This is a genomic window from Phycisphaerales bacterium (assembly GCA_029268515.1).
Taxonomy (GTDB): Bacteria; Planctomycetota; Phycisphaerae; order Phycisphaerales; family SM1A02; genus JAQWNP01.
Genome location: JAQWNP010000011.1, coordinates 23,829 through 38,425, shown reverse-complemented (window position 1 = coordinate 38,425; position 14,597 = coordinate 23,829). Strand labels below are relative to the sequence as shown.

Sequence of the window (14,597 nt, the reverse complement as noted above, 5' to 3'; positions counted from 1 at the left end):
AGCCCATATCGTAACTCTTTTGGTGTTCTTGCTGGTGATGGGTTGTGCACAGACCTCCAGGAACAACCTTGATCAAGGTAGAGACCTTCATGTGACAAATACTGCAGGTGGTAACCACCATCGTGCAGAAATGCATCGCGCGTTTTGGCTCCAGTTGGCAGGTAGTGATTTGTTGATCATTGATCCTGTGACAGCAGTGAAAATTGCAACAATCTCATTATCTGAGCCAGGTTTGTGGTCGCAGGCAGTGGATATGGTCATTGTCGATGATCGATTGTGGGTGGTCATGGATGGCGTATCGGTGATTGAGGTTGATGTCGCCAACCCTCGTAAAGCAAAAATTTTGACGCGGATTGATAAAGAAAAGTTGGGTTTGAGGCCTCGCTACCTCACAACGCGCGGCAATCAAGTGTGGGTTTCGGGGGACGAAGGCGTCCGTCGAATTGATGAAGCTGCCAGTGGTAGTCAGGTGCAGTCGCTAGAGGGTTGCTCAAGCAGGATGGTTTTTGTGGATGGTCGGGCAGTGGTCTGTGTTGGCCGTCGTATTGTTGATGCAGAAAATGGGACCTACCTCGGATCCGCGACTCAGCTGTATCGTCTGCCAGGCGTTCTTGATCCAAAGCGCCGTTTCCTTTTTGTTCGTGAAGGTCGTCAAGGAAGCCTTGTTGGAGTGATGTCTGAGGGCATGCGAGAAGTACACGATGCTGGCGGTGTGCCTGGTAGCGGAGATCTATCGACAAGCGGTAATGCAACGTTGTTTCATCTCGGCCGAGTTTACTCAGTTCGGTTCTTTGATAACTCCATTTGGGTGGTTGGCGATGGTGGTATTGACGTTTTTCGTTTGCGAGGTGACAACTTAATCCGTCAGAGCCATATACCTGTCCGTGGCGCGCGAGACATCATGCCGGTTGCAGATAATTATATTGCGGTGGTTGGTTCGTTTGGTCGAAGCCTTTATCGCTTTGGTACCGATGAGCTTGGCCCTGGAGATACTTTTTTCAATGTGGTGCGTTCGCCTGGAGGCCTTGCTTATGCGGTCGCCGATGGGCGTCACATTCTTGCTGGTTCTGGGCAGGGATATTGGCTCTATAAAGCATCAACCAATGATGCAGTGCCATGGCCTGAGCCCAAAGAAGAGTTGTATGGGCCCGTACGTGAAGCAGTGATCAATGAGATGCGGCTCAAGCTGGCTGCTGATGGAAAGACAGCAGTCCTCGAAGATGCTCAACGCCAGTATGTTTGGGCGGCGCCGTCAGGCAGTACGTTGTCGACGGTTGTTTCTGTCGAAGGCGACTTTTGGGTCGGGCATGATGATGGGATTATCGTGCTTCAGGTCCAAGACACCGGTGGGGTTTCCTCAAGGGACACTCCGGATGCAGCCAGTATCGACGAGGAGGCGCCTCAATTAGCAGGAACATCCCTTTCGCTTGTTGAGGTTGAGTCAATGCCATTGCCTGGTCCAATTCATGCGTTGCAGCCGCTTCTTTCTGGGCGCGGGGCGGCCTACGCAAGCCCTGCAGGATTTGGCACGGTGGAGTGGGTCAACACGAAGACGAAGCGTTAGAGCAGTAGTGCTTACAGATGGCGTCATCCCGACAGGTGGCGCCTCGAGCTTTGCAGACCTGGCGTCCATGAAAAATTAACAAATGGCTGAGGTCGGTCCAGTCATCGCGCCGGAAAAGTGCCATGAGATCTTGCTCAATTAAATCAGGGCGACTCTGTTGCGACAGGTTAAATCGATTGGCCAGACGAGAAACATGCGTGTCAACAACGACGCCAACGTTGATGTCGTAAGCATTTCCTAGGACCACGTTGGCAGTCTTGCGAGCGACGCCGCGTAGTGTGAGAAGGTCTTGCATATTATTCGGTACCTGCCCATCGAATACTTCCTGTATGCGTGTCATAGAGGCGTGAATAGACTTGGCTTTGTTGCGAAAAAGACCAATCGTCTTGATCAAGGGTTGAATTTTCTCAGGTGTTGTTTTCGCATAGTCAAGGGGGCTAGGAAAGGCACTGAAAAGTGTTGGCGTCACTTTGTTAACGGCACGATCAGTCGATTGGGCGGACAGTATTGTTGCCACGAGCAGTTCATGGGCTGTTGTGTAAGTCAGTTCACAATGGGCATCTGGATATCTTTTGCGGAGTGCCTGGAGGATGCGTTTGGCCCGAGCTTTCTGGGCAGTGGTGACTGTCGGAGGCTCAGAAGATCGAGGGCGACGTTGATTTGGCATGGCGTTTAGGAATTGTTTCCGGTGCCCAGGAGGCTTGAGTGTGAAGGCGTGTATGCCACGGCCGAGGCCACAACTGTTATCAGTAGGAGGCCAAAGGTAATTGCGTAGAGCGTTGTTCCGACGGGATGTAAGGCATCAAATGCACTTTTTGCCTGATTGGCAAGGTCCATCGAATGACTTTGGACTGCATTCCAGTAGGCATAGAGATGTTCTCTGGCGATTGGTCCCAAAATGCATATTTCAACCAGTATCAAAACGGTTGCCGTGAGCAGTGTTGGAATGCGAACGTAGTCGGCGCGGGAGTGGTGGGCTGGTCGCCAGTAAAGTTGTTCAATGCCAAGTGAAAATATTGCGATAGCTGCGCAAATAAGTTGTACAACATTAGAGAAAATGAAAAGTGGATTGACAATATGCCCTCCGGCAATCGCCGCTTGATTGGCAGTCGCTAGAGCGGTGAATTCAGGGAAGGTGCCATTGAGTTGTGGGAGCACACGAAAGACCGCCATGCCAGCGGCGGCAGGAGCGAGGATCGCCGCAATCCAGATCGTCAGTGCTAACCAGTAACAAGATGCAAGAAACGCATTCATTTTGTGGGAGCCTCCGGTTGTGCAGGCGGTGTGCCAGTTACCCATGTCTGTTTCGCCTCCCAGATTTCCTGCTTCCAAATTGGGACGCGTTGTTTTAATTCATCAATAAGCCAGCGACAGGCGGTGAATGCTTCTGCTCGATGTCCAGATCGAACTTGTATATACACACTGATTTCTCCGGGTGCGACATGCCCCAAGGCATGATGGATTCGCACTGAAGTGGCTCCGTGATGTTGTTTGGCTTGGGCGGCGAGTTCATTGAGTTGTGAGATCGCCATTGATTCATAGGCGCTGTAGGTCAGCGCCTTGAGTGTTCCGTGGGTTGGATGTACTTCATGTCGCGTGCGACCAAGAAAAATGACTTCACCACCAAGATTGGGCTCACCGGCCGAGTCAATATTCGCGCAGAGTGGTCCTTGAATCAGTGCGACATCATCTGGCGAAGGGGAGATATTGGTGTGACTGGTCATGGGTTGGTCACGAGATCGTATCCGACCAGGCATGGCTCTCCCAAACGACCATGCCTAGAGCGAAGTGACGCTTGATCCGTTAGGGTGCTTGGTGTGTCAGGTTTCGATGACATCGCCAACGCTATCCCATTAGCCCCAACCCTGAGTACCTTGGGGCGTTCGCCACGTGCGGTCATAGATCGATTGGCAGAAGCGGGGTTTTCAGCGCTTGAATTGGGAATTGACCAGCCTGCTTTTTATCCAAGAGCACTCGACTCGTCATCACGGCGTGGTTTGATTTCATTGCTGCGCCAACGCGGCCTGGTCTTGGCGGGTCTGGATGCATTTTTTCCCCCTGCATTGTTCCACGACCCTGTTCATGTAGATCAGGTGGTCTCAAACCTGATGGATGCGATTGACTTGGCAGGCGATCTGTCCACAGCATCTGGAGGTTTTGGTGCTGTGGGTTTAGGCGTTCACTTTCCAGCTCTTGGCAAAGTTCAAGGCAAGCATGAACCAGCAAGCGATGGTACTGCCGTGTCGGAGGACTCCGCTCAGGAGCTTTCGAGTGTTGTTGCAGTGATCGAAAGGGCTGCTCATCGCGGTGTGCCCTTGATTGACTTTCGCACTGATGGCTTGTGGGCTGAGCGTGATCTGGTGATGCGAGGTGTCGATTGTCTGGCCGTCTTGCAAAACGGTGGAGATCCTGTGAAAGCAGTTCACTCCGCTGGTGACCGACTACTGGGACTGCGTCTGGGAGATCAGAATCCAGATGGCACTACCCGTCCACTGGAAGATGGCGCCCGCTGCTTCGACTTACTGGCGCTGAAGGTGGCCTTGGCTGTCAATGGGTTTGAGCGCCCAGTGGTTGTCAGCGCACGGGGCTGGCCAGATCCTTGGGCGGGCTTGATTCAGACCCAGCAAGCATGGGCCTCACACGCGGGGTAGAACAGTCGTTCGTTGAGGCTCGTCGTTAGCAGTCTTGTTCAATGGTTGTTTTGATCGCATTGAGGTCGGCCGCCAGTATCTTTCTGGTCATGCCTGCGAAGAAGAAAAATAAGAAGCTTCCAACGGTTTTGGCTATCAGTGTCTGTGGCTTGCCTACAAAGGTCATGCGCAGAGAGGTGGCCCCATCATCGTTCTTTCTGAATGTAAAGGTAGAGATGTAATGGGTGCTGTGTGAAGTTGCTTCAAGGACGTATCTGTTTGGCGGCTGAAACTCAGTGAACTCCATATCTTCGTGAGCCTCTTTCTTGAACAGCTGTCGTGTTTCTCGGAAACGCGTTCCTCGGCCGACGGGCCCAGCGGTGAGCAGTTCGATTTTGGTCATGCTCTGGATCATCTCTGGCCATCGTTGAATATCTGTGAAGATGGCAAACACCTGTTCGATGGGAGCATTAATCTCAATCTCTAGAGCAATTGCTTTCACCAGCTCATTGTATGTGGAAGGGGCCCTTTTTGCGGTGCCGTCTGCTGAGAGCAAGTGATGCCATTGCTTCGTGACGTCATTGCTCTAAGGGGGGTAGGATGCAGCGATGGCAGTTGTCGGACATGGCATCGATTGTGTTGAGGTAGAGCGAATCCAAGGGCTTTTAGACGCCCATGGAACGCGTTTTACCCACCGCTGTTTCACCCAAGAAGAGCGTATTCATGCAGATCATGCTCAGCGAAGGCGGGCTGAAAGGTATGCCGTGCGTTTTGCCTGCAAAGAGGCGGTCCTCAAAGCATTGGGCACAGGCCTTGTTTCTGGGATGCTCTGGACGGATATCGGCGTTCAGCGTGCGATCAGCGGTGCACCCAGCGTAGAGCTGCATGGACGCTGTTTAGAGATTGCTCAAGAACGCGGTATCTCAAAATGGTTAGTTAGCTTGAGTCATACGCCGATGTATGCAGTGGCGAGTGCTATTGCGACCTCGGATCAGTAAACTGAAGCCCAATGATCAGGTTGAATTGACTGGTACTTGTCTCGATTTATCGCGGTAGACTAGTCTTTGTAAGATGTAATCGAACGCATGGATGCAGTTTTAAGTCGTCAGGAGGACTCCGATGACACGTAAGAAATCAAGAGGTCCGGCACTCTATGAGGTCATAGGCAAGCGTTCCGCAGGTAATGGGGGGCAGAGCATGCCCGCGCCTCCAGCACGCCGCAAAGGTCATCGAGCGGTGCATAAACAAGTGCGGCCGGTGCAATCAAAACCTTCTGTAACGACCCAAGGATCGTCATCAAATGGTGGTTCAAGCTGGTTGATGGCCGGTTCAGCGCTTCGTGTGCCATCAGGTATTGTGGTGGCAGTCGCGGTACTTGTTTTGGTGGTTGTCTTGATGAGTTACATGATTGGTCACCGTCGCGGCCGCGATGTTGCTATTGCACAGATGACAGGGACTGCTTCTGATTCAGGCCAGATGATCGCAGCTGGTGGTCAGCTTTCAGTCGTTGATCCATTGGCCACAACAACAAACTCAATATTGGTGCCACCACTGCCTGGGGCTGCAGGAGATGAGAGTCTTGGGGACAATGGCAACATTGAGGCGGCTTGGGGGCCCATTGAGAGCGATTTAAGGGTTTCAGGGCTGAACTACTTTGTCCTCGCTGAGTGGCATGGAGAAGAAATGGTGGCTCTCGCTGAATTCTGTCGCACCAGGGGGCTTGAAACCTACGTCGTTCCAGGCAAGAATGATCGGTTCCACCGTGTGATCGCGGTGCCGGGCTTCGAGTCGACTCAGCGAAATGACCCCTGGGTGCTCGAACTCGAGAGCGACATTCATAAAGCCGGGCGTGCGTGGAAGCGTGCGGGCGGCGGGCGTGATCTGAGTGATGCATACCCGAGCCTTTATCGCTCGGCGAGTTGATACCAGGTGCATGTGAAGGGAATTGACAGCCATGAGCCTTGATCGAAGTCTCAAGACAAAGCCCTCGGGCTTAAACCAGCATCGAAATGTTTTAACGCGGGCTGAGCGCATTGCGCAGCTAACCAGCGAGGGGAGCTTCGATGCAACCTCAGACTCACCGCTGAATCTTCCTAAGGTGGCACATCGTCTTGTCGTAACGGCAAAGAAAAAGAAGACGACCGATGATGAGGATGCCCCAGCTGAGGGTGGCGAGGAAAAGAGCTGATTGCTCTTACGCTGATTCAGTAGGCGAGAAGGTGAACAATGGATTTGCAAGGTCTTATCAGCAAGCGGGCGCGCTCGCTTGATGCTTCGGGGATACGCCGCGCCTTTGAGCGCTCTGCTCGACTGTTTGATCCAATTAATCTTTCGATTGGCCAGCCAGACTTTGAGGTGGCAGCGCCGATGCGAGAAGCGGTCAAAGCGGCTATTGATAATGGTCAAAATGGTTACACGATGACCCAAGGTGCTGATGCACCAACAGCTTTGCTTGCAGCCCATCTGCGTTCAGACATTGGATGGGAGATCCCAAGTGAAACGACAGAGCTGATACTCACAAGCGGTACGACTGGGGCCATTTCCTTGGCTTTTATGGCGCTACTCGATGAAGGTGATGAGGCGATCATGCCTGATCCCTACTTCGTTATTTATCCTGCACTGGCAGAGATGATGGGTGGTAAGCCAGTTTATGTGGATACCTACCCCGATTTTCGTATGACGGCTGATCGTGTTGAGCCGCTCATTACCGACCGTACCAAATTGGTCATTGTTAATTCCCCGGGGAATCCCAGTGGTGTGGTGCTTAGCGAAGCTGAGCTCATCGATCTTGAAGAGTTATGCCGTGCTCATAACCTCGTTCTGATCTCGGATGAGATCTATGACGCCTTCACTTTTAGCGATGGCTTGGAGAATGGTCGCTTTCCCACGCCCGCGCATCGTACGCAAGAGATGTTGTTGATTCGCGGTATGGGAAAAACGTACGGGTGTACTGGATGGCGCCTGGGATATGCTGCTGGGCCCAAGGTCTTAATTGATGAGATGGCGAAGCTTCAGCAGTACACCTTTGTGTGTACCCCGTCGATTGTGCAGGCCAGTATCAGTGCCATTGGATCAGTTGATCTTGCGCCATTCATCACGGCGTATGAGAAAAAGCGAGATATGGTTGTTGAGGCTCTGTCATCTGTGACCAATCTGACTCATCCCAGTGGTGCATTTTATGCCTTTGTTGAGGTGCCACCTGAACTTGGTGAGACTGCAACCGAGTTTACAGATCGGGCCATGGCAGAAAATGTGATCGTGATTCCAGGTCATATCTTTAGCCATCGAGACACACACTTTCGAATCAGCTTTGCGATCGATGACGAGCGTCTGGCGCAAGGGCTTGAAATCTTGCGACGTTTAATGTTGAAGCGCTAGGCAGCTGGATCTTCAGTGCGTCGCAGCCGCGCAAAAAATTGGCCGGTCGAAACCGGCCAATTCATTGCTTTATTCAAATAAGAATAATGCTTGCGCGTGAAGAGTCAGCTTAATTAGTTGCCTCGTCCAGCGCCGCCAGTCATTCCTGGAGGGGGTGATTGGGTATTCGCGTTGCTCGACGTTCCAACTGGTGCGACTGGTGCAGCATTGGGGTTTCTGGTTGGCGTTCCACCTGAAGAAGCGGAGCCTCCATTTGGCGATGTGGTTGTGCCTGGTGGGGGTGTTGACCCGCCCGTTCCCTTGCCTTTGCCGCAGCCAGTGAGGCCAACAGCGAGCGCTGCTGAGAGAGTAAGAATAAAGAGTCCTGTGGACTTTCGTGTGATCATAAGGGTCTCCTGGATCAAGAAGGAAGAGTATCCGTCATAAGATGAGCAAGGGCGCTACTGCTATTGGGCTCCCTGCATTTCAAGCACTAAAAGTGTAGCAATCGCATTAGTATCAGGGCAACTTGGGGACTAAAACATGCTTGGTCCTGCTCTGAGCGGGGCGTCGTTTGCTAGAAAAACCCCGTTGGTACAGATGCACCAACGGGGCGGAGGGGAGAAAGATCAAGTTATGGGCCCTTGCAGTGACCTGGAATGGTGTCGGACCACAGGCCTCCATCTCGCCATATTTTTTCTCCGCAATTGACCTAGCCCAGTGGAGCGCTATTTTTGGCGCAAATATGGGGGCAAGCTTCGGGATAGCTTGCTCCAAAGGGCCGTTTATTGCGTATGGCTAGCTGCCTGGGAACTGATGGACGCCGCCATGTGCTGCGAGATCCAAGCACTCAATGAGGGTCATCACTTGATCTGTCGTTCGATTTTGTTGGCTGACCATGGCCCGTGCGGTTGAAGTCAGTCGGGTGCGAAGCACATCGTCACTCAACAGTCGTTTGATCTGTCGTGTCCAATGTTCAATATCTCCAGCTTGGCAGAGTAAGGCGGAAACATCTTCCTGGAGCATGTCAAGATAGGGATCTTCGCGTGTCACGATTGGAACACCTTGCCACATGGCTTCAAGCATCAGTGTGCGCACTTCACCAGCTGGATCGGGCATCAGGAGAACTGCTGACTGTGTGAGGAGGGCCCGGTAGAGTTGTGCGTCGGGCAGCGTGGATACGTGGGATAGCAAATCTAGCTGTTGCACAATCTGCCAGATGCCATGGGCGCGCGGTCCACGAAGTTCGAGAAAGAGGTGGAGATCTGGATACTCATCAAGCAATCGCCTCACGGCGCCTAGCATGGCGCGATAGGCTGGAATATCGTTGTGGGCCGTACCCATCACAGCAATCGGCGTCATGCCTGGACAATTCTTGCGAGCATTTGGCAGTTGGGAACCGGGGCCAGAATCACTACTCATGGGTATGCCCATTGGTACCAGGTGGACATGATGTCCATCGAATCGTTGAGCTGCCAGGTTGAGCAATGGTTCGGTGGCAGCAACACAGGCCGCCAAGGGCCGGGCAGACCTGCCCCTTGGAATACGAGCGGCAACGCGCGAGCTCCAAATGTCGAGCACCACAGGTCGTTCAAGGTTCTGGCCAATGTCCATTGCCAGGCCAGTGACTTGCTCGCCGATGGCATAGATGAGATCGGGCGGTTGACGTTCGAGCGCTGCTGTGACTCGAGCGGCACGATTGCGGCGCATCCAGGGTGCAATTGGTATTGGTACTTCAATACGAGGTGCCAGTGCAATGCGTCGCTCGCTTGCAATGATTGCAGGCGTCATTGGATCATCTGGAATCACTCTTGTCACGCGCACGCCCTGGTCAATCATTCCGATACAGAGGCGATTGAGCATCGGATACTCAGCCAAGATACGTTCGGGATCCATGAGCATCGCAACGTGCATAAGGCTCACTCAAGTTCAAGTAAAGTTCTTCTGGTATCCATCTCAACAGGTGCAAAGCGATCAATCATCTCTTGATCCATTGACATCGGTTTGCGTGAAGAGAGGTTGACGAGGACCCAGAGCGTGGCCGCCCGACAGACGATTATATTTGGCTTCTCTCTCGCATCAGTAGTATCTGGAGAAGCGATGAACATGAGGGTTTGGCGCCAACTCTTGACACGCCGGACATTGCGAACCCATGTCGCAATAAACAGTTCTTGGCCACCGATGACTTCTTTGATGTAATCGATTTCATGGCGTGCAACAAACCACATTCGATCTTCCTCGAGGAGTCTCGTTCGGCAGAAGCCGGCGGCGTCTGCGGCCAATTCTGCGGCGCGATCAATGAGTGAAACATATTGAATATTTGAAAGATGGGCGATTGTTTCCGAGAGTAGTTTGGCATTGACCGTCATTGAGCAAAGAAAGGGAGCGGGATGAGGAATATCGAGGCCGGTCAAATCGATCGGTTTGGTGATAGGTCGAAGTGCATGGGTCAGATGTTGACTCATGAGTTTGTGTCCGGATCAATTTGGCGAAGGTATCGCCATGAGAAGAGGCCCGTATCGTGGCCATCAGAAAATCGAATTCGAACGGCGTAGTTGCCAACCAGTTCGGCAGTCTCTGCGGTCAGTGGTTCCTGGCTGTTGGTGGCAGGCAGCACCGTCAATGGATTCTGCTTCAGCTCTTCACGAATTTGTTTGGCGTCAGCTGAGGGTGACATGCGTCTGAGATAGGCGATGGGGTAGAACGAGTCATGGCCATCAGGCCAAGAAATGGTCAGGCCTTGCTGGCGATTCAGGTCGAGGTGTATTGGTGCTTCTTTCACGAACTTATTGTATCGGTGGGGATTGCTATCACGCTGGCTGAGATGGCTGATTGGCAATTTAGGAGCCTGGACACGGTCATCTGGACTCATTTTCTTGGGAATCAAGTGCTCTTCAGATCATGGTCTGCCCAGCATGGCCACAAAACATGCAATACCAACCATCACTACTGGAAATCTCAGCACTGACCATGGTTCGCATCATGTAGGCTATGTCCCAGCGACAGCCGGCGCGTGGACCTCGGTTGGCAGGCGCAGTGAGGAAGGACTCTTTGATGCAAACAAATGGCACTTCAAGTTCACAGCAGATGCATCACAGTGATGCAATGACTGATGCCATAACGACATTAGCTGCTCCAGTTTGCGTTGGGATCGATCCTGTCTTGGAGCGTTTGCCAAAGTCGCTCCAGGATCGTTCTCCGGTTGCAGCAATAGGGCACTTTTGTCAAGGCGTATTGGATGCAGTGGCAGGCGTTGTTCCTGCGGTCAAATTTCAAGCGGCTTGCTTCGAAAGGTATGGTGCGCCCGGCGTTGATATCTTGGAACAAATGGTTGCCGCAGCTCGGGAGCGTCATCTGATTGTCATTTTGGATGCCAAGCGGGGCGATATCGGTATCTCAGCAGAGCACTATGCACATGCTGCCTTCGGTGTGATGCATGCAGATTGGATCACTGCCAATGCCTATCTGGGTTTGGATGGTATTGAGCCCTTTCTGGCGACGGGGGGCGGATGTTTTGCATTGGTTCGCACCTCAAATAAATCAGCAACGGAATTTCAGGAAACGGCGATGGCCAATGGACAGACCATTGCTGAGGTCATGGCTACTTGCGTCGCTCAATGGGGTGCGAAGTATGTTGGCCAATCTGGTTTTAGTGCGCTTGGCGCTGTCGTTGGGGCGACCTGTCCTGAAAGCGCAGCCAAACTGCGAGCGCTGATGCCTCAGCAGATATTTCTTGTGCCAGGCTATGGTGCTCAAGGTGGCAGCGCGGAAACCGTTCGTAACTGCTTTACAAGAGAGGGAAAAGGCGCTGTTGTGACAGCAAGTCGATCAGTGATCTATGCCGATATTCAGCAGGGGCAGTCGTGGCAGGAAGCAGTTGGCCAGGAAGCACGACGGTTCGCAGATGAGATCGGTAGCATGGTGGGATTGCGTTGAGTCGCATTGGGTATTTATCTTGAGTAAGTTCATCGTCATTATTGTTTTCCTTGTGCTGTTAGGCGTACCGTTTGCCTTCCGGCCCAAAGTCGGTGAAATCGATGAGAACATTCCCACATTGGTGATCATGACACCCCATAACGAACAGATTCGTTATGAGTTTGAGCAAGGGTTTTCAAAGTGGCACCAAGAGCACTATGGCACGCCAGCTCGAATTGCATGGAGCGTGCCTGGTGGTACAAGTGAAATTCGTAAGATGCTTGTGTCTCAGTTTACGAGTTCGATCGAGCGAGGTGAGTCGCCTGGTGGCGAGGCAGATCTCGTTTTTGGTGGGGGCTCTTACGAACACAGCAAACTCAAAAAAGGTGTTGCTGGCCAATCAATTACGGCACCGATCGACTTTGAACAATCTTGGCTGGATTCGGTTTACGGTCCCAACGAGATTGGTGGCGGTCGGCTCTATGATCCTGAGCGTTATTGGTTTGGAGCGGCGCTCTCTGCCTTCGGTATTGTGTACAACCGCGATGTTCTAAGGAAATTGAACCTAAAAGATCCGACCACCTGGGTTGATCTTGCTCAGCCTGAGCTGCTGTCTTGGGTTGCTCTTGTGAATCCAGCTCAGTCAGGCTCAGTGACAACCGCCTTTGAGGCAATCTTACAGCGTGAGGGGTGGTTGCGTGGCTGGCAAATTCTTCGTCGGGCTGCGGCCAACGCAAGGAGTATTGCTGCAAGTTCATTGAAAGTTCCAACTGAAGTCAGTCAGGGTGATGCTGCGATGGGTGTCTGTATTGACTTTTTTGGTCGGTATGAGGCCCAAGCAGTGCGGCAAGCCACAGGTCATGATCGAATTGGTTATATCGATCCGGCCGGCAAGACACTGATTGATGCAGATCCAATTTCAATGCTTCATAACCCGCCTCACCCAGAGCTGGCGAGACGTTTTGTGCAGTTTGCCCTCTCTGACCAAGGCCAGGCGATGTGGCAGTTTCGTGTTGATGACGATTCAAGTGATGAGCTTGGGCCACTGCAATTTGAGTTGCGTCGACTTCCCGCCCTGCGCGGAATGTATCAGCAATACATGAGTCGTTTCGTCGATCAAGTCAACCCATTTGAAATGGCAACACCAATCGAACATCCAATTTCAGATGCTCGGTCATTCATTGCCATCATTTTCGGTGCGATGGCCATTGATTCAGGTACCGAACTTGAAGAGGCGTGGGCAGCCATCATTAATCATCCAGGATTTCCGACGGAATTGGGTTTCGTAACGGCAGCCGATGTCAGCGATCCCGAACTCAAGCAGATGTTGGAGTTATTCGATTCAATGCCAAGCGTGTTGACGCCAGATGGCAAGCTCTTGTCGCTCGCAGATTCAGCGAACTTGCCCGTCATCAACCGTGGTTATCTGAAAAATGTTTCGGATGAGTCAACAGGCTTAATTATGAAGGGGGCCTGGTGGCCTGACGGCATGTGGAATCTCAATGCAGATCCCGCTGATATGCTTCGTCAGCAATTTGGTGTCTTTGTACGAGAGAACTGTGAGCGGATTATTGAAATGGCTCAGCAGCAGGGCTGAATAGAGGGAGTAAAGCAAAGGCATGAGTGGCTCACCACAACGCATTCGACCATTAGCAAAGATCGTCTCAACGCTTGGTCCTGCATCTTCCAATCCAGAGATGATCAGTCGGCTTCTCGAGGCCGGCGTATCAGTATTTCGTGTCAATTTCAGTCATGGATCTTTTGACGACCATGCCAAGACCGTTTCATCGATACGAAAAGTTGAAGCGAGCATGGGTTACCCTGTCGCTATTTTAGGTGACCTTCCAGGCCCTAAGATTCGCGTGGGAGAAGTGCCAGGTGATGGTTTTGACGTGGAGATTGGTGACTTAATACACTTTGATCGTGATCACAAAGGTCCAGCGGCCGCAGTCGATGATTATGTATTTTCAACCACCTATCGTCCGCTTGGTGAGGACGTTCATGTTGGACATCGTCTACTGGTTGCTGATGGCTTAATTCGAATGCTGATTATTGAGACGTCGCCTGATCGGGTTTCTTGCCGCGTGACTGCAGGGGGCAGGATTTCTTCGCATAAAGGAATTAACCTTCCTGATACAGACTTGAGTGTCGACTCATTGAGTGAACGAGATCGGCAGTGTGCGAGTTGGGCCGTGCAAAATGGCCTGGATTTTGTTGGCATGAGCTTCGTGCGAAATGCAGATGATGTGAACCGTCTGCGATCGCTGTTAGAAGAAGAGGGGCAGTGCTGTCAACCAGTTCGAGAACCACTGGCCATTGTCTCTAAGATCGAAACCAAGCAGGCGGTGGAGAATTTTCAAGAGATTCTCGCAGTGACGGACTCAATCATGATTGCTCGCGGCGACCTTGGTGTTGAATTGGATTGTCGGCAAGTGCCAGTGTTGCAACGTCAGTTTCTTGAATTATCGCACGCAAATGGGAAGCCCTGCATTGTGGCAACGCAGATGCTGGAGTCGATGATCGAGCATCCCACACCAACTCGAGCTGAAGCGAGCGATGTTGCGAATGCTATTGCTCAGTTGGCCGATGCGGTGATGTTGTCAGGTGAGACAGCAGTGGGAAAGTATCCAGCATTGGCGGTTGAACAGATGCGACGCATTGCTGAAACAATGGAAGCATTTATTTCAACATGTCCTCCAGTATCGGCTGCTCCACAGGTGCTACGTAAGCGAGATACGCTTGTTGGGCTCGCTCATGGTGTGCACACCATTGTCCAAGACATTAGTGCGTCACTCGTTGCGGTCTGGTCAGAACGTGGACTTTCAGCGCTCAGCCTCAGTCAAAGCAATCTTTCTGTTCCAATTCTTGCGATGACATCACAAGAATATGTATCGCGGCAATTGTGTTTGTTACGCGGTGTGATTCCAATTCGGATTGCCCAGCCAGGGAGTGTTGATGAGCTCGTCGCGCTTGTTGATTCAATTGCACAAGAGCATGGTTGGGTGTCTGTTGGCGACCGTTGTGTCATCATGACAGGCAAGCCGGTGGGGCGGTCAGGAAAAACCAATAGAATCATCGTGCATGCGGTCGGTAGCGATGCGACAGTCTGAAGTGCTTGGAGCAGTGTTGAT

17 protein-coding genes are annotated in these 14,597 nt (G+C 52.1%); 9 read left to right on the top strand and 8 right to left on the bottom strand.

Features of this window, described 5'->3' with window-relative positions:
• The first annotated feature begins 91 nt into the window (after positions 1–91).
• Positions 92–1,564: a hypothetical protein gene (locus P8J86_08435; GenBank protein ID MDG2054721.1), complete on the top strand. Its 1,473-nt coding sequence runs from the start codon at positions 92–94 to the stop codon at positions 1,562–1,564.
• Here P8J86_08435 and nth read toward each other — a convergent pair.
• From nth to P8J86_08420, 3 genes are read right to left on the bottom strand one after another with little or no spacing between them, the layout of a single operon-like run.
• Positions 1,542–2,231 (bottom strand): endonuclease III, encoded by a 690-nt coding sequence (gene nth, locus P8J86_08430; protein ID MDG2054720.1) that lies wholly within the window; start codon positions 2,229–2,231, stop codon positions 1,542–1,544. The two genes, P8J86_08435 and nth, sit on opposite strands and share 23 nt — an antisense overlap.
• Before the next feature lie 5 nt (positions 2,232–2,236).
• The gene (locus P8J86_08425; GenBank protein ID MDG2054719.1) at positions 2,237–2,818 is read right to left on the bottom strand and encodes a hypothetical protein; all 582 of its coding nucleotides are present in this window, start codon (positions 2,816–2,818) and stop codon (positions 2,237–2,239) included.
• A complete protein-coding gene (locus P8J86_08420) occupies positions 2,815–3,321 on the bottom strand; it encodes a molybdenum cofactor biosynthesis protein MoaE (GenBank protein ID MDG2054718.1) in 507 nt (168 codons plus the stop codon). Before P8J86_08420 ends, P8J86_08425 begins: the two co-directional genes overlap by 4 nt.
• A gap of 60 nt (positions 3,322–3,381) precedes the next feature.
• Here P8J86_08420 and P8J86_08415 point away from each other — a divergent pair, with 60 nt between their 5' ends.
• Entirely contained in the window at positions 3,382–4,215 is an 834-nt protein-coding gene (locus P8J86_08415) for a hypothetical protein (protein ID MDG2054717.1), read from the top strand.
• 25 nt (positions 4,216–4,240) lie between these two features.
• Here the strand turns inward: P8J86_08415 and P8J86_08410 are convergent, their stop codons facing one another.
• A complete protein-coding gene (locus P8J86_08410) occupies positions 4,241–4,696 on the bottom strand; it encodes an SRPBCC family protein (GenBank protein MDG2054716.1) in 456 nt (151 codons plus the stop codon).
• A 106-nt stretch (positions 4,697–4,802) separates the two neighbouring features.
• Between P8J86_08410 and acpS the strand changes: the two genes are divergently transcribed.
• The 4 genes from acpS to P8J86_08390 all read left to right on the top strand — a co-directional run bounded on the left by acpS (position 4,803) and on the right by P8J86_08390 (position 7,572).
• Complete coding sequence (gene acpS / locus P8J86_08405) at positions 4,803–5,192, top strand: holo-ACP synthase (GenBank protein ID MDG2054715.1); 390 nt, start codon at positions 4,803–4,805, stop codon at positions 5,190–5,192.
• A gap of 121 nt (positions 5,193–5,313) precedes the next feature.
• Entirely contained in the window at positions 5,314–6,117 is an 804-nt protein-coding gene (locus P8J86_08400; protein MDG2054714.1) for a hypothetical protein, read from the top strand.
• Between the two features lie 31 nt (positions 6,118–6,148).
• Positions 6,149–6,382, top strand: a complete 234-nt coding sequence (locus P8J86_08395) for a small basic protein (GenBank protein MDG2054713.1) — start codon at positions 6,149–6,151, stop codon at positions 6,380–6,382.
• A gap of 38 nt (positions 6,383–6,420) precedes the next feature.
• Positions 6,421–7,572 carry a pyridoxal phosphate-dependent aminotransferase gene (locus tag P8J86_08390; GenBank protein MDG2054712.1) on the top strand — a complete coding sequence of 384 codons (1,152 nt, stop codon included), beginning with the start codon at positions 6,421–6,423 and terminating at the stop codon, positions 7,570–7,572.
• A 113-nt stretch (positions 7,573–7,685) separates the two neighbouring features.
• Here P8J86_08390 and P8J86_08385 read toward each other — a convergent pair whose 3' ends face one another.
• From P8J86_08385 to P8J86_08370, 4 genes are all read right to left on the bottom strand, one after another.
• Positions 7,686–7,958 carry a hypothetical protein gene (locus tag P8J86_08385; GenBank protein ID MDG2054711.1) on the bottom strand — a complete coding sequence of 91 codons (273 nt, stop codon included), beginning with the start codon at positions 7,956–7,958 and terminating at the stop codon, positions 7,686–7,688.
• A 391-nt stretch (positions 7,959–8,349) separates the two neighbouring features.
• On the bottom strand, positions 8,350–9,465 hold the full coding sequence (locus P8J86_08380; GenBank protein ID MDG2054710.1) for a glycosyltransferase: 1,116 nt from the start codon (positions 9,463–9,465) through the stop codon (positions 8,350–8,352).
• A gap of 5 nt (positions 9,466–9,470) precedes the next feature.
• Positions 9,471–10,016: a thioesterase gene (locus P8J86_08375; GenBank protein ID MDG2054709.1), complete on the bottom strand. Its 546-nt coding sequence runs from the start codon at positions 10,014–10,016 to the stop codon at positions 9,471–9,473.
• Entirely contained in the window at positions 10,013–10,423 is a 411-nt protein-coding gene (locus P8J86_08370) for a DUF971 domain-containing protein (GenBank protein ID MDG2054708.1), read from the bottom strand. The genes P8J86_08375 and P8J86_08370 overlap by 4 nt, the downstream gene beginning before the upstream one ends.
• Positions 10,424–10,605: 182 nt before the next feature.
• Between P8J86_08370 and pyrF the strand changes: the two genes are divergently transcribed.
• Genes pyrF through pyk form a run of 3 tightly spaced genes read left to right on the top strand, consistent with a single transcriptional unit; the run spans position 10,606 to position 14,576 of the window.
• The gene (gene pyrF / locus P8J86_08365; protein MDG2054707.1) at positions 10,606–11,487 is read left to right on the top strand and encodes an orotidine-5'-phosphate decarboxylase; all 882 of its coding nucleotides are present in this window, start codon (positions 10,606–10,608) and stop codon (positions 11,485–11,487) included.
• 19 nt (positions 11,488–11,506) lie between these two features.
• On the top strand, positions 11,507–13,063 hold the full coding sequence (locus P8J86_08360) for an extracellular solute-binding protein (protein ID MDG2054706.1): 1,557 nt from the start codon (positions 11,507–11,509) through the stop codon (positions 13,061–13,063).
• Positions 13,064–13,085: 22 nt separating this feature from the next.
• Positions 13,086–14,576: a pyruvate kinase gene (pyk, locus tag P8J86_08355; protein ID MDG2054705.1), complete on the top strand. Its 1,491-nt coding sequence runs from the start codon at positions 13,086–13,088 to the stop codon at positions 14,574–14,576.
• Positions 14,577–14,597: the final 21 nt, after the last annotated feature.

Coding starts and splice junctions, on each gene's coding strand:
- P8J86_08420 (MDG2054718.1), bottom strand. CDS start 3,321: ATGCCTGGTCGGATACGATCTCGTGACCAACCCATGACCAGTCACACC.
- pyk (MDG2054705.1), top strand. CDS start 13,086: ATGAGTGGCTCACCACAACGCATTCGACCATTAGCAAAGATCGTCTCA.
- P8J86_08400 (MDG2054714.1), top strand. CDS start 5,314: ATGACACGTAAGAAATCAAGAGGTCCGGCACTCTATGAGGTCATAGGC.
- P8J86_08370 (MDG2054708.1), bottom strand. CDS start 10,423: ATGAGTCCAGATGACCGTGTCCAGGCTCCTAAATTGCCAATCAGCCAT.
- P8J86_08385 (MDG2054711.1), bottom strand. CDS start 7,958: ATGATCACACGAAAGTCCACAGGACTCTTTATTCTTACTCTCTCAGCA.
- P8J86_08375 (MDG2054709.1), bottom strand. CDS start 10,016: ATGAGTCAACATCTGACCCATGCACTTCGACCTATCACCAAACCGATC.
- nth (MDG2054720.1), bottom strand. CDS start 2,231: ATGCCAAATCAACGTCGCCCTCGATCTTCTGAGCCTCCGACAGTCACC.
- P8J86_08380 (MDG2054710.1), bottom strand. CDS start 9,465: ATGCACGTTGCGATGCTCATGGATCCCGAACGTATCTTGGCTGAGTAT.
- P8J86_08395 (MDG2054713.1), top strand. CDS start 6,149: ATGAGCCTTGATCGAAGTCTCAAGACAAAGCCCTCGGGCTTAAACCAG.
- pyrF (MDG2054707.1), top strand. CDS start 10,606: ATGCAAACAAATGGCACTTCAAGTTCACAGCAGATGCATCACAGTGAT.
- P8J86_08425 (MDG2054719.1), bottom strand. CDS start 2,818: ATGAATGCGTTTCTTGCATCTTGTTACTGGTTAGCACTGACGATCTGG.
- P8J86_08390 (MDG2054712.1), top strand. CDS start 6,421: ATGGATTTGCAAGGTCTTATCAGCAAGCGGGCGCGCTCGCTTGATGCT.
- acpS (MDG2054715.1), top strand. CDS start 4,803: ATGGCAGTTGTCGGACATGGCATCGATTGTGTTGAGGTAGAGCGAATC.